Source organism: Vibrio sp. SNU_ST1 (genome assembly GCF_030563405.1).
GTDB lineage: Bacteria > Pseudomonadota > Gammaproteobacteria > Enterobacterales > Vibrionaceae > Vibrio.
This window is the reverse complement of record NZ_CP130748.1, coordinates 2,867,432-2,880,706: the sequence shown is the minus strand read 5'-3', so window position 1 is coordinate 2,880,706 and position 13,275 is coordinate 2,867,432. Positions and strand designations below refer to the sequence as shown.

12 protein-coding genes are annotated in these 13,275 nt (G+C 45.5%); 4 read left to right on the top strand and 8 right to left on the bottom strand.

Annotated elements, in window-relative coordinates:
• Positions 1–14: 14 nt before the first annotated feature.
• The 8 genes from Q5H80_RS12715 to Q5H80_RS12680 form a co-directional block, all read right to left on the bottom strand.
• Positions 15–1,769 carry a lysophospholipid acyltransferase family protein gene (locus Q5H80_RS12715; RefSeq protein ID WP_304565032.1) on the bottom strand — a complete coding sequence of 585 codons (1,755 nt, stop codon included), beginning with the start codon at positions 1,767–1,769 and terminating at the stop codon, positions 15–17.
• Positions 1,770–1,781: 12 nt separating this feature from the next.
• Positions 1,782–2,225 carry a hypothetical protein gene (locus Q5H80_RS12710; RefSeq protein WP_304565030.1) on the bottom strand — a complete coding sequence of 148 codons (444 nt, stop codon included), beginning with the start codon at positions 2,223–2,225 and terminating at the stop codon, positions 1,782–1,784.
• Positions 2,226–2,235: 10 nt separating this feature from the next.
• On the bottom strand, positions 2,236–2,673 hold the full coding sequence (locus Q5H80_RS12705; protein ID WP_012604897.1) for a YHS domain-containing (seleno)protein: 438 nt from the start codon (positions 2,671–2,673) through the stop codon (positions 2,236–2,238).
• Between the two features lie 12 nt (positions 2,674–2,685).
• A complete protein-coding gene (locus Q5H80_RS12700) occupies positions 2,686–3,435 on the bottom strand; it encodes an NRDE family protein (RefSeq protein WP_304565027.1) in 750 nt (249 codons plus the stop codon).
• A 2-nt stretch (positions 3,436–3,437) separates the two neighbouring features.
• The gene (locus tag Q5H80_RS12695) at positions 3,438–3,980 is read right to left on the bottom strand and encodes a hypothetical protein (RefSeq protein WP_304565025.1); all 543 of its coding nucleotides are present in this window, start codon (positions 3,978–3,980) and stop codon (positions 3,438–3,440) included.
• A 19-nt stretch (positions 3,981–3,999) separates the two neighbouring features.
• Complete coding sequence (locus tag Q5H80_RS12690) at positions 4,000–5,133, bottom strand: ATP-grasp domain-containing protein (protein ID WP_304565023.1); 1,134 nt, start codon at positions 5,131–5,133, stop codon at positions 4,000–4,002.
• A complete protein-coding gene (locus Q5H80_RS12685) occupies positions 5,130–5,717 on the bottom strand; it encodes a DedA family protein (RefSeq protein ID WP_304565021.1) in 588 nt (195 codons plus the stop codon). The genes Q5H80_RS12690 and Q5H80_RS12685 overlap by 4 nt, the downstream gene beginning before the upstream one ends.
• A 283-nt stretch (positions 5,718–6,000) precedes the next feature.
• Entirely contained in the window at positions 6,001–7,977 is a 1,977-nt protein-coding gene (locus Q5H80_RS12680) for a bifunctional 2',3'-cyclic-nucleotide 2'-phosphodiesterase/3'-nucleotidase (RefSeq protein ID WP_304565019.1), read from the bottom strand.
• 451 nt (positions 7,978–8,428) lie between these two features.
• Here Q5H80_RS12680 and cysD point away from each other — a divergent pair, with 451 nt between their 5' ends.
• The 4 genes from cysD to cysC all read left to right on the top strand — a co-directional run bounded on the left by cysD (position 8,429) and on the right by cysC (position 13,221).
• Positions 8,429–9,337 carry a sulfate adenylyltransferase subunit CysD gene (gene cysD / locus Q5H80_RS12675; RefSeq protein ID WP_004735271.1) on the top strand — a complete coding sequence of 303 codons (909 nt, stop codon included), beginning with the start codon at positions 8,429–8,431 and terminating at the stop codon, positions 9,335–9,337.
• Between the two features lie 18 nt (positions 9,338–9,355).
• The gene (gene cysN, locus Q5H80_RS12670; RefSeq protein WP_304565006.1) at positions 9,356–10,786 is read left to right on the top strand and encodes a sulfate adenylyltransferase subunit CysN; all 1,431 of its coding nucleotides are present in this window, start codon (positions 9,356–9,358) and stop codon (positions 10,784–10,786) included.
• A gap of 65 nt (positions 10,787–10,851) precedes the next feature.
• Positions 10,852–12,576, top strand: a complete 1,725-nt coding sequence (locus Q5H80_RS12665; RefSeq protein WP_304565004.1) for an SLC13 family permease — start codon at positions 10,852–10,854, stop codon at positions 12,574–12,576.
• Between the two features lie 24 nt (positions 12,577–12,600).
• A complete protein-coding gene (cysC, locus tag Q5H80_RS12660) occupies positions 12,601–13,221 on the top strand; it encodes an adenylyl-sulfate kinase (protein WP_304565003.1) in 621 nt (206 codons plus the stop codon).
• Positions 13,222–13,275 lie beyond the last annotated feature (54 nt).

Here is a 13,275-nt window from a genome sequence, read left to right as displayed (position 1 = left end):
CAGAGTGGGCTAAATCAGCGTCGAGCGTGCTGTTCTAGATAATCTTGAGCGAGCTCTCTGCCCATGTATTTACTTAAGGTCTTCAGTGGTACCTTTTTAAGGTTAACCACAATCAAGCCATCCAAAGCATCATTAAATGATGGGTCGACGTTAAAGCATACTAACTTGCCGTTCATCCCTAGGTATTGGCGCAGTAGTACTGGCAGGCCTTTTCCTTGCTCCATACGTGCTAACACTTTAGAGAGCAGAGGAACACTCGCCAATGACGATAACAGGTGGTTTTGCCAGAACACATGATTACTGGTATTGAGTGGTGAAGAAGGAGAAACCAGATTTGCCTTTTCTTCGTCATAATGATGTATCGATAAAGTCGTCGCAATCAACAGGCGCGCGTTATGGCTGTAATCATTACTGATACTGACTGGGCCGAATAGGTGGGTGTATTGAGGATGACGATACACGAAGGCCGCGATACCTTTCCATAATAGTAACAGCGAGTTAAGGCTCTTTTGATAAGGTTTGCTCACTACAGATCGCCCAAGCTCAATACTGTTGTCTAGGGTATCAATGAACTCTTGATTGTAGTTAAACAGACTTCGAGAGTAGAGCTGGTCAAGCCCATGCTCTGCGATTAACTTGTCGACCATACCGAGTCGATATGCACCGACTAATTCAGCCTTAGCTTTGTTCCAGACAAACAGTTGATGGTAATAAAGATCATACTCATCTAAATCACAGGCAAGCCCGCTACCTTCACCGACTTCACGGAAGCTTTCCTCTCTGACTCGACCAATTTCACGCATTAAATTGGGGATCGTCTGGCTCGGTGTGCAGTAGACTTCGAAGTCACCTTGCTCGAGCAGTTTCATCTCCTCTGGAAGAGAATTGACCTCAATTGCCAACACTTCTGGCGGAATAGGCGTAATAACCTGAGTGTCAAAAGAGGGCGCTTGGATTAGCGTGCTAGGGCTATCTTGTTGACTCATCAGATAGGTATTGAGTCGCAGATAGTTGACGATATCCATCTCTTGTTCAAATGTTTTTATCTCTGAGTATGGGATTGAAGAACCGATAGAAATAGAGATGGTAGTCGCTCGTTTATTAAGAAGTTCACGGCCGAGTAGAGCAGTTCTCAACAACGGATGAACACGACCTGCTTGATAGAAAAGTTCACTGTTTTTACCATTGATAAAGATAGGAACTGTAGTGGCTTGGTGTCGTTTAACGAACTTGGCAACCGATTTGCTCCATTCGATGTCTGTCAGTGTTTTTACCCCTTTACGATAACTCGATACTTCGCCGGCAGGGAACACAATCAACAATCCACCGTCTGCCAAATGACGATTGGCATCTCGAATGGCTTTAGCGTTAGTTCGTTTCGATTCTTTACTATTAAAGACATCGACTCCGATGAAAAGATCATCCAGTTCAGGTAGTCGCTTGAGCAACTCATTCGCCAACACCTTCACATCTTTCCTTACCGATCCTACGAGATCAGCAAGGATCACACCTTCAATTGCGCCAAGTGGGTGGTTAGCCACAATGACTACAGGTCCTTCTTTAGGGATATTATCAGTAGCGCCTGCTGAAACGGAATAGTCGATATTCAATGCCGACAGGGTGTGATGCATGAATTCAAAGCTAGATAACTCATCCGGTCTATCTTGATAGAGTTTATCTAGCTTAGATAGCCCAGTTGCCCACTCGACAACAGACTCACCTAAACCAAAAGGCGTGTAACGTGGTAAACGAAAAGGACTATCAATCATAATGAAGCTACCTTATTGACTAAAGTTGTTTAGGAAACCGTCTTGATTATTGAAATCTTTCACACTTAAAAATGCACCGCACAGCCACACGAGGCATGCCATACCAAACAGTAATCCGCCGTCATAGCCGACAATTTCACCGGCTGCATTAAACTCAGGCATTTGAATACCGAGCGGCGTAAACAGGTGGAAGAAAATTGCGCCACTCATAATCCCAACACTCATGATGGCACCCAAGCCATGCCAACGAGTAAATAATAAAATGGCAGCAATCAATTCAGCGAACCCAATCAAGTAGCCGCCAAATGAACCGAACCAACTTAAGCCAGACCATGTCGCTAAGGTGCCAAAGATATGTTCTGTCTCGTATGAGCCGGTGAACTTAAAAAACAGCGACTGAATAAATACGAAAGCGATAAATGCTGCAGGGATATGTTTAGCTGGAGTGAGTGTCATGGTTATTCCTTTATTTGATCAGTTGCGGCCAAATGGTGTCGGCTTTTTGAATATGTTGTGCTCGGTCTTGTTCCCAACGCTGTTTAATCTCTTGGTCGTAGTTGAGGTAAAGCTTGTTATCAACAATCGTCCATTGATTTGGGTCTCCGGGTGCAAAATCACTTTTTGCTGAAACAGCCCAAGCGCAATAACCACCATATTGAGGGGCATATTTTTCAGGATTATTAACAAATAAAGTCAGATTCTTTTCAGAAGAGAAATACCAGTCCGCGCCTTTGTACTCGGTGCTGAATTTTTTACTGCCTTCAATAGGCTTACCTGAAGTGAAATAAGCCACAGTGTCGTAGCCATCGAGCGCCTTACTGCTAAAGAACCCTGTGTAGATTTCATCGGCGGCAAATACATATGGGCTAACAAGTAGCATGACCATGGTTAATAGTTTTCTCATGATGGACTCCATCTATAGGTTGATTGCTGGTGATAAATCGAAGGTAAAATGCTGTTGATTTATCTGGCATGGTTTAATGGGTTCACAAGGCGAGCCGGGTGCGTAAAACATAAAGGCTTGGCCGTGTAGATTGCGTAAGTGTGTAAAGCTCACGGTGTGCGCGTCTTCACGATGCATACAGGTCGCTAAATGAGGCTGTTTGCTGTGATGGTGAGAGTGAAATTGAAGTAAATTCTGTTGATTCTTACCTGTTTCCATAAGCTGATCGTATTTTGCTTGTCGGTAGGCTTGTACTCGATCTAAATCAACACCGGATGAGAAGAGCGGAGAATCGGTTTCGACTATTTTTTGTTGAATGCCATCCCACATATAGGCGATAACCAAACCATTGTGTTGAGTTAAGTTCGGCGCGAAAGCCAGCAAGGTAAATGGGGCAAAAGAGTGCAGGTCGAGCTTATGAAATGCTTCAGAAATCTGACTGATATTACGACTCGATGATAGGTTCTTGAGTAACAAACCACGGCTGACTAAAAGGCCATCAGGTACGATACCTTGATAGTTATTGAGTAGGCATAACGAAAGCCCGAACTCATTGATACTGATCCAGCTACCACCACCGGTTGGGTCGAGTGGCATGATGATATCGACGCCGTTAACTCGATATTGTTTAGGTGGCATCGCCAGTGCACGTGTCTTTTGCTCATCACGATTAAAAAAGACCTGATAGCCATTGTCTTCAAGCAGCCAAGATACTGAACACATGATTATTGCTCCCTCAGATAGCTGCTGGTGGTTGGGGCATAGCCAAAGGTGCTGCATGTTTCGACATCAAGAAAGGTCGTGATCACCTTGATCATCGCGTAATGGTGATTGGCATGCAGCGCGGCAAAGGTGACCTCTCTTTCTAGCGTAGAAGGCAGGCTGGCGAATACTTGTGTATCCATTGAAACTTCGGTTTGGATCATGATAGGCGCTTCGAGATCTCTGCGGTCTAATCGTTCAAGCCAGTTGATCACGTAATGGATCTCTTTCAACGCAATAGACCTATCGAATTCGACGGGGTGACCACGACGACGAGTGTTGTAATCAACGGTCGCATTCTCTTTTAAAATCAGAGCGTGAAAAAGATCGAGCGTGTGACGAGTATGCTCACCAATAGAACTTGTGACGTGCGGCTTTGCTCGTGTCAGATAGTCGCTGTCAGATATCGCTAACAAAAACTCTAAACCCTGATTCAATATTTCTACCGCTCCCTTGATACTAGGAGAGAAAGAGGTGAGGGCGATCGGTTGGGCTATGGGGTTCATTCATGATCCTCGTACAAAGTTAATCGGTGGTCGGATATTGTTGAACAAGACGTCGCTCTTCTTGCCACGCGTTAAATAAGCTCTTAAAAGAAGGAGGCTGGTGGCCTCTTTGTTTCTGTTGAGCGCCAATATCAAAAAGAATGCGGTATTGCAGGAGTAGCGTCGAAAATATCTCTCGCAGCGGTGTGTTGCGATCCCAGATGTGCCCGGCCTCACTGCTTGCGCCATTGACCTCAAGGATAGTGAAGTCCTCGCCGTTCATTAGGCTGTGCATGTCCTTGAATTTGACGTCGAGTCGTCCAAAGTGAAAGCCATCGAAGTCGTCGAATATCTCATCTAAGCGTTCGGTTAAAGCCTGAGTGACGTATTGGTTGCCGTCGCGGAAGATACAGCCACGGCTATGGCTACCTGCAAACGCGAGTTGGAACTCTTCACCCTCTGCGAGCACTTGATCCAATTTATCTTCATGTCTTGGTAGATAGAGGTGACTAAGCTGCCCAGCACGCGGGCTATTTTCAATTAACTGCTTGAGTGTCGAGCTGCCATCGCCCACCACCATTGGTGCGTATTTGAGTGTGATCGAGATGATCTCGCCTTGCTTTTTATTTGGGTAGCGAACGTAGAAAACACCCGCTTCGGCTTGATAAGGCGCCTTTTCTTGCAATAGAAAGCGAGCATTATTTGGGAAAGATTCAACATACTGCTCAAGTTGCTCTTGTGTGTTGATCAGCTTAACGCCAACACCTCGACAGCCAAGATCCGGTTTGGCCACAATGGGGAAATCGAGATCCGACTGTATGAGTGCGCTGCGCGCATCTTCGGCTTGTTTCTTACTGCTAAGATCCGTTTTGGTTAAGGTGATAAACGGAGAGATCCAACGTTGGCTCGATGATCCGGCAAGGCTCAGTATCTCGTGTTTCGATTCGCCTACCATGCCGCTTAACTTAATACTTGGGTTGGCGATGAGCGGCAGCGCCCAATCAAAGTGCCGTAACCCTTGCATCAGGCTTTGAATCACCACTGGCGTGTAGAAAAACCAAGTGGGAAGAAACTCATAAGGAGAGACACTGCGCACGGTATCTTTTTCAAGCAAGGGCATGCCTGCATTGATTTGATGTGCTGGAATGATGCGAATATCTTGCGGTGAACTCATGATAATCCTCTAGAGTAGGTTCTATTCATTAATCGATTGCCGATAAACAGCAAAGCGATGGCACACGGGATGATGATCCATTGATATTCAGAGGCTTGCAGCCACGCTGATGTCCCTAAATAGTAGATCGCAGAGAAGACAATGCCAGTCCAGAGCGCAGTGGCACTAATAACGGCAAACAAAAAAGTAGGCAGTGGGATTGCGAAAAAGCCACTTAAAGTAAAACCAACGGTACGAAGCCCGGGAATAAAGCGGATGACAAAAAGACTGCTGAAAGCGTTTTGACGTAATTTAGTGCGAAGTGCACGAAAGTATCGGTTGGTGAGGGCTTTGTAACGAACGCCTCGGAAGTAACGTCCTGACTTTCCTAGGTAGTAGAGACCTAAGTCACCTGTCGCAATGCCGATGAAAATGGCAAGCAACGCATATTGAGGAAAAATGAGGCCTTGAGTGGCTAAACCTGCCGCTGTAACAATCGCCAGATCTTCAAGCAGGTAAGAAAGCGCGATAATGCCAATCATCAGCCATAGCAGCGACTCCTCTCCAGTATTTAACCATGCTTGAATGCTCTCGACGGTGCTCATCAAATGTCCTTATCTATCCTATAGATGAATGGCTTAATGACCATTCATTGAGTGTAGTAAATTAAATAGACAGGAGGAGCGGAGAAAAACTTACAGGCGATTGCTGATTTTTTATGTGCTTAATTTAATTGGCGGTTGGAGTCGCGCTGTTTGGGTGTTGAATTAGCGGGCGTTTACGGTGAGAAAAGTAGGGCAGTGGATTTGGTTTATAAATAACAAAAGAAAAAGGCTGAGTCGTTAAACTCAGCCTTTCAGAACGTTAACTATGTATTACTTAAGCAATCTATTTAGTTAGGTCAATCTGGTAAACAGCAAAACCAACATCGTCAGTCGCAACACGTTTCATCGGGTATTGACCCTTTTCTTTGATGAACTCTGCCGCTTTGTCGCTTGGAGATGTTTCAAAGCGGATATCTAGCTTTTTATCCGTTTTGATTGGCGCAAATGACCAGTTGTTATCAGCCGTTGGGCTCACTTGACCTTGCTCTTTGCTCACTCGAGAGATGTAGTTCGCTAGAACAGTACGGTTCTCATCTGGTGCATCAAATGCGATGAAGCCTTCACCCGTACCTGGGAACTTATTGCTGTATGCTCGGTAGTTGTTGGTTGCGATCAGGAAGTCTTGCTTCACGTCGATTGGCTTACCTTGGTAAGTTAGACCTACGATACGCTCAGAGCCTTCATTAATAACTTTACAGTTACCATCGTATTTTGCTGGTTGTGTAACATCGATTTGGTACTCAACGCCATCGATGACATCAAAGTTGTAAGTACGGAAGCCGTCCCATTCAACCAACTGCTGTGGTACGGTCGAATTAACATCTATTTGTTGGAATTGACCAGCAGAACACTCAAGCCACTCTTTTACTTCGTGGCCTGTTACCTTCATTGCAACTAGCGTGTTCGGGTAAAGGTATAAGTCAGCCGCGTTACGGAATGTCAGTTGACCAGATTCAACTTCAGTGAAGTTCGCTGGGTCATTCTTACGGCCGCCCGCTTTGAATGGCGCAGCCGCTGAAAGTACTGGTGTACCGTCTAGGTCTGGGTCACCTTGAATGAACTGTTCAACGTAATCTTTTTGTGCAAGGTTGACGATTTGTACTGTTGGATCGTCTTGTACTAGAGACAGGAAGCTGTACATCACATCGTCTGCTTTACCAATCGGTTGGTTAACAAACTCACGAGTACCTGCGTGGTCTTTTTCTAGTGCAGAAACGATGCCTTCATCAGCAGCAGCAAGAGATTTCTTTTCTATTTTGTTGTAGATTGGGCGTGCTTCTGATTGGCCTTTAACGACTTCCCACTTACCGTCTTTTTGTGCAAGTGTTAGATCCATGACACCAACGTGGCTACCCCAGCGGCCTGGCATGACTGCCGCAACGCCGTTCATTGTGCCAGTCTCGTTGTTAATGCCTTGAATGTCATCAAAACCTTTACCTGGGAACACTGCGTGAGAGTGGCCGAATGCGATTGCATCAATGCCATCTACTTCAGATAGGTAGAACGTTGAGTTCTCTTCGCCATTTTTGTACGGGTCAGTTGATACGCCTGAGTGAGGGATAGCAACGATTACTTCAGCGCCTTCCGCTTTCATTTGAGGCACTAACTCGTTAGCTGTCTCAATGATATCGCGAGCGATCACTTTACCTTCTAGGTTCTTCTTATCCCACGTCATGATTTGTGGTGGAACAAAACCGATGTAACCCACTTTTACTTCATGTTCTACGCCAGCAGTATCTTCAAAGGTGTGCGTCTTGATGATGTAAGGCGTGAAGTAGTGTTCTTTGGTTTCTGCGTCGTAAACGTTAGCACTGATGTACGGGAAATCAGCGTCGTTGATAGATTCTTCTAGGAACTCAAGACCGTAGTTGAATTCGTGGTTACCTAGGTTTGCAGCGTCGTAGCTTAGTTGGTTCATTGCTTTATATGCAGGGTGAACTTCGCCAGCTTCGATGCCTTTGTCTGCCATGTAGTCACCCATTGGGCTACCTTGCAGCAAGTCACCGTTATCAACTAATACGCTGTTGGTTACTTCGCTTTGAGCTTCTTTTACTAGAGTTGCAGTACGTGCTAAGCCGATTTTTTTCGATGGCTTGTCTTTGTAGTAGTCGTAATCCATTAGGTTGGTATGGATATCCGTCGTTTCTACGACACGTAATTTAATCACTTCATCGGTATCTGGTGTTGTTGTGCAGCCTGCTAAAGTCAGACCAAGACCCGCAAGTACAGCCAATGACAAAGGTTTCATTGCAACTTTCATTTTGGAGCTCCAAAGTGGATTAGTAGAAAATTCGTTGCGTAATGTAACAAAATGGAATGAAACAATGATTACAACGAATGTTAATTCGTGACTTAGATCGATTACTTTATGGTGTTCTGCAAGACGCCTCCCAAACCTGTTCAATCAATGTACAAATCACATCGATAGTATTAGTCCATTCATTTCACCTATTTATCGATGAATCTCATCCCTTATCAGCTTTTCGAATAAAAAATGAAATTTTAGAATTTCCAGTAATATGAGAGGCTCGTCATAATGCCTATATCAAGGACGTATCAGGCAGATGAATAGCAAGGATAGCTCAAAACGAAGCTTCTGTTTTCTTCTAGTGCCAATACTCCCATTCACTCAAGTGGATGAGTTAAATCCCTTGCTTGGCAAGACCAAGTAATGAATTGCTCGTACTGCGAGCCTTAAAGGAAGCACTGAAATGGACCAAGAACGTTTAACCCACCTAAAACAGCTTGAAGCGGAAAGTATTCATATTATCCGTGAAGTTGCTGCTGAGTTTGATAACCCAGTGATGATGTACTCTATCGGTAAAGATTCTTCTGTGATGCTTCATTTAGCTCGCAAAGCGTTTTATCCAGGCAAGATTCCATTCCCACTATTGCATGTTGATACAGATTGGAAATTCCGCGAAATGATAGAGTTTCGTGATCGTACGGCTAAAAAGTACGGCTTCGACCTTTTAGTACATAAGAACCCAGAAGGTATTGAGATGGGGTGTAGCCCGTTCGTACATGGTTCTTCTAAGCACACTGACATCATGAAAACTCAAGGCCTTAAGCAGGCGTTAAACAAGTACGGGTTCGATGCCGCTTTTGGTGGTGCGCGTCGTGATGAAGAAAAATCTCGAGCGAAAGAGCGTGTTTATTCTTTCCGCGATAAGAACCATACATGGGACCCTAAAAACCAGCGTCCTGAGCTTTGGCACACCTACAACGGTCAAGTGAATAAGGGCGAAAGCATTCGTGTCTTCCCACTATCTAACTGGACTGAGCTTGATATCTGGCAATACATCTATCTAGAGAGCATCGATATTGTTCCACTTTACCTTTCAGACAAGCGTCCTGTGGTTGAGCGTGATGGCATGCTGATCATGGTTGATGACGACCGTATGGAACTGCAAGAAGGTGAAGTGATTGAAGAGAAAAGCGTTCGCTTCCGTACTTTGGGCTGTTACCCACTAACCGGAGCCGTTGAATCTGAGGCGAATACGCTAACAGGCATTATTGAAGAGATGCTGGTGGCGACGTCTAGTGAGCGTCAAGGTCGAGCGATTGACCATGATCAGTCGGGCTCTATGGAGCTGAAAAAGCGCCAAGGTTATTTCTAAGAATCTAAGGAAAGAAAAATGAATAGTGCAGTAGAAGCCGAATTGGCTGAACTAGGGATTGAAGGTTATCTAAGTCAGCATCAGCATAAATCTATGCTTAGATTTTTAACTTGTGGCTCGGTAGACGACGGTAAAAGTACCTTAATCGGTCGCTTACTCCATGATACAAAACAGATTTATGAAGATCAGCTAGCAGCAGTTCACTCGGATAGCCAACGAGTGGGTACTACGGGTGAGAAGCCCGATTTGGCATTGCTTGTTGATGGCTTGCAGGCTGAGCGTGAGCAAGGGATTACGATCGATGTGGCTTATCGCTACTTTTCGACTCAAAAGCGTAAATTCATTATTGCTGATACCCCAGGGCATGAGCAGTACACGCGCAACATGGCAACAGGCGCTTCAACGTGTGATCTGGCTGTGATCTTGATTGATGCTCGTAAGGGCGTACTGGATCAAACACGTCGTCACTCGTTTATTTCTAACCTACTTGGCTTGAAGCATTTCATCGTCGCAGTCAACAAGATGGATCTGGTGGAGTACTCGCAGGATCGTTTTGAAGAGATTCGCGATCAGTATCTAGAGTTTGCTGAAAACCTAGAAGGCGAAACTAACATTCAGATCTTGCCCGTTTCGGCACTTGAAGGCATTAACGTTGCAGCGCCAAGCAAAGAGCTTGCATGGTTCGAAGGTCCATCCTTATTAGAAGTGTTAGAGAACGTCGACATTGACCAAAAACGTTCTGCGGGCGAATTCCGTTTTCCTGTGCAGTACGTAAACCGTCCTAACTTAGATTTCCGTGGCTTTGCCGGCACCGTGGCTTCTGGTCGTGTCAGCGTGGGTGATGAAATCAAGGCGTTGCCTTCAGGTAAAACCTCTAAGGTGGCAAGCATTGTGACCTTTGATGGTGAACTTGAATCAGCACAAGCGGGTTTGGCGGTAACACTGACTCTTGAAGATGAAATCGATATCAGCCGTGGTGATTTGATTGTGCTAGAAGATGCACAGATTGAATCCACCAACCATGTATTGGCAGATATCGTGTGGATGACAGAGCAACCACTGCAACCGGGTAAAGCTTACGACATCAAGATCGCAGGCAAGAAAACCGTCGGTCAGGTTGAAACGGTTCGTCACCAATATGACATCAACAACCTGTCGACTCACGCTGTTGATGAGTTGCCACTGAATGGTATTGGTTTGTGTGAATGGTCATTGAACGAGACAGTCGCGCTGGATAAATACCGTGAGAGTGCCGATACCGGTGGTTTCATTGTTATCGACCGTCTGACTAATGTGACGGTTGGTGCTGGTTTGATTCGAGACCGTTTGGACTCTGTTGAACAGCAAGTCGGTAACTTCTCTGCATTTGAACTTGAGTTCAACGCATTGGTACGCAAGCACTTCCCTCATTGGGATGCCAAAGATCTAAGCCAACTACTGAAGTCATAAACGACCAAGTAACAGCTTATTGAATCAGGCGGAAACCCATCGTTTCCGCCATAAAGGACGGGTATATGTGGCAACAAGGATTTGTATTAGCGATTTTGCTCGGCATCATTACTTGCCTGCTCGTTACCCGTATTAAGCCAAGCTTTATCTTTGCTGGCGCGGCGTTTATTGCTTTTATGGCTGGCATGATCGATCTGTCGAGCTTAGCCAATAACTTCACTAACTCCTCGTTACTGACTTTAATTCTTCTTATCCTCGCATCAAGTGCGTTGGAGAAAACTCGCTTAATCAGCTGGGTTAGCCGTAATATCTCTGAAGGTAGGCTAGGTACCGTGGTTGCGAAGTTGGGTATTTCCACAGCGTTACTTTCTTCTTTTACTAATAACACGGCGGTGGTTGTTTCTTTGATCGGGGCGATCAAACGTAATCAACAACATGCGCCATCTAAACTGCTTATCCCTTTGTCATATGCTGCCATCTTAGGTGGAACCCTGACATTGATCGGCACCTCTACCAACTTGATCATCAATAGTTTCGTTGAAGATGCGGGTTTGCCGAGCCTAAACTTTTTTACACCGACCTTGATCGGTTTAGCGGTTTTGGTCGGTGGTGTATTGATCCTCATTCCTCTGAGCTACTTCTTACCCAGCTACGATGATGGATCTCAAGACGATCTACCTTACTTTCTCGAGGCGCGAGTTGAGCCGGGTTCTCCTTTAGTTGGCCGCAGCGTCAGCGAGAATAACCTCAGAGCATTGAGAAAACTGTTCTTAGCAGAAGTGATTCGAGACGGTAAGACCACGGCATCTATTGACCCTGATTTTATTCTTCAAGCTCGTGATCGATTGCTGTTTTGTGGTGATGTCGAGAGCGTGGCGACACTGCAAGAAATCCAAGGATTGACTCTGTTTGGTCAGCACCATTTGAATGGCCAGAGCTTTGTTGAAGTCGTGGTGAGTTCGTCGGCAAGCTTCTGTAACAAAACCCTCAAAACCAGCCAGTTTAGAGATCGTTTCGATGCGGTTGTGGTTGCTATTCGTCGTGGCCATGAGCGCCTTGAAGGTGGCCTTGGAAACATCACACTAACCGCTGGTGATACCTTGATTTTGGTTCCCGGTAAGCGTTTTGAAGAGCAGCGTCAGCAACACAACAAAGAGTTTGTGTTGATGAATGACTTGGATTCAAGTGCCAAGCTTGACGCAGATAAATCGACGCTTGTATTGATCGGTTTTGCCTGTGTGATTGGTCTAGCCCTTGCTGAAGTCGTGCCGATTATCAAAGGACTAGCGGGATTTTTATTATTGCTGGTGGCATTTGGAGTCGTGCAACTGGGTGAACTCCGTCGCCGTTTTCCTGTTGATATTGTGGTGATCGTTGGCTCCGCTCTGTCTATTGCTCAACTGATGATTTCATCTGGGCTGTCTGAGCGTATGGGGTTGATGTTTATGGAAGCCTTTAATGGCTGGGGCGTGTTCGGTGCGTTAGTCGCGACCTATTTCATGACCTTGGTTCTGACTGAGTTGGTGACCAATAACGCGGCCGCAGCACTCTCGTTTCCGATTGGCTACAGCATGGCTATCGGCTATGGCGTTGACCCTATGCCATTCATTATGGCGGTTCTGTTTGGTGCCAGCGCCAGCTTTATTTCGCCCTACGGCTACCAAACCAATTTACTTGTTTATAGCGTAGGTAATTACCATCTCACGGATTATCTACGCATCGGTATCCCAATCTCGATTGTCTATTCGGGCTTGGTGCTGACCCTAATTCCTTACTTTTTCCCATTTTAATGCTGTTTATTTAAAGGACTAATTATGACCGCAGTACTCAAACCAAAAGATGAGAATGTTGTGTGGCATCAACACTCGATTGATAAAGCATTTCGCTCTAATCTGAAATCACAAAAGCCAGCCGTGCTCTGGTTCACGGGATTATCTGGTTCTGGGAAGTCGACAGTCGCTGGAGCATTAGAAAACCGCTTGGCACAGCTTGGTTACCATACTTACTTATTGGATGGCGATAATGTTCGTCACGGATTATGTAGTGACCTTGGCTTCTCTGAGCAAGACCGTCGAGAGAATATTCGTCGTATTGGTGAGCTCGCTAAATTGATGGCGGATGCGGGTTTGATCGTGTTGTCAGCGTTTATTTCTCCACATCAAGCGGAGAGACAGTTGGTGCGAGACTTATTGCCGGAAGGTGAGTTTCTTGAGGTGTTTGTGAACACACCACTTGAGGTGTGTGAGCAGCGTGACCCGAAAGGCCTGTACAAGAAAGCACGCGCTGGAGAAATCCCGAATTTCACGGGTATTAGCTCAGTGTACGAAGCGCCTCAGAGCCCTGAGATAGATCTACCTGCGGGTGAGAAGACACTCGATGAATTGGTCGAGCTGTGTATTGATGCGTTAGAGAAGCGTAATATTTTATCCAATTGAGCTCGCTGGTATGACTAAGGCTACTCTCCTGTTTATCTGCTTATTCACGGCGGA

Excerpts from the sequence above, each read along its gene's own strand:
- Q5H80_RS12715 (WP_304565032.1), bottom strand. The coding sequence starts at position 1,769 with ATGATTGATAGTCCTTTTCGTTTACCACGTTACACGCCTTTTGGTTTA.
- Q5H80_RS12710 (WP_304565030.1), bottom strand. The coding sequence starts at position 2,225 with ATGACACTCACTCCAGCTAAACATATCCCTGCAGCATTTATCGCTTTC.
- Q5H80_RS12705 (WP_012604897.1), bottom strand. The coding sequence starts at position 2,673 with ATGAGAAAACTATTAACCATGGTCATGCTACTTGTTAGCCCATATGTA.
- Q5H80_RS12700 (WP_304565027.1), bottom strand. The coding sequence starts at position 3,435 with ATGTGTTCAGTATCTTGGCTGCTTGAAGACAATGGCTATCAGGTCTTT.
- Q5H80_RS12695 (WP_304565025.1), bottom strand. The coding sequence starts at position 3,980 with ATGAACCCCATAGCCCAACCGATCGCCCTCACCTCTTTCTCTCCTAGT.
- Q5H80_RS12690 (WP_304565023.1), bottom strand. The coding sequence starts at position 5,133 with ATGAGTTCACCGCAAGATATTCGCATCATTCCAGCACATCAAATCAAT.
- Q5H80_RS12685 (WP_304565021.1), bottom strand. The coding sequence starts at position 5,717 with ATGAGCACCGTCGAGAGCATTCAAGCATGGTTAAATACTGGAGAGGAG.
- Q5H80_RS12680 (WP_304565019.1), bottom strand. The coding sequence starts at position 7,977 with ATGAAAGTTGCAATGAAACCTTTGTCATTGGCTGTACTTGCGGGTCTT.
- cysD (WP_004735271.1), top strand. The coding sequence starts at position 8,429 with ATGGACCAAGAACGTTTAACCCACCTAAAACAGCTTGAAGCGGAAAGT.
- cysN (WP_304565006.1), top strand. The coding sequence starts at position 9,356 with ATGAATAGTGCAGTAGAAGCCGAATTGGCTGAACTAGGGATTGAAGGT.
- Q5H80_RS12665 (WP_304565004.1), top strand. The coding sequence starts at position 10,852 with ATGTGGCAACAAGGATTTGTATTAGCGATTTTGCTCGGCATCATTACT.
- cysC (WP_304565003.1), top strand. The coding sequence starts at position 12,601 with ATGACCGCAGTACTCAAACCAAAAGATGAGAATGTTGTGTGGCATCAA.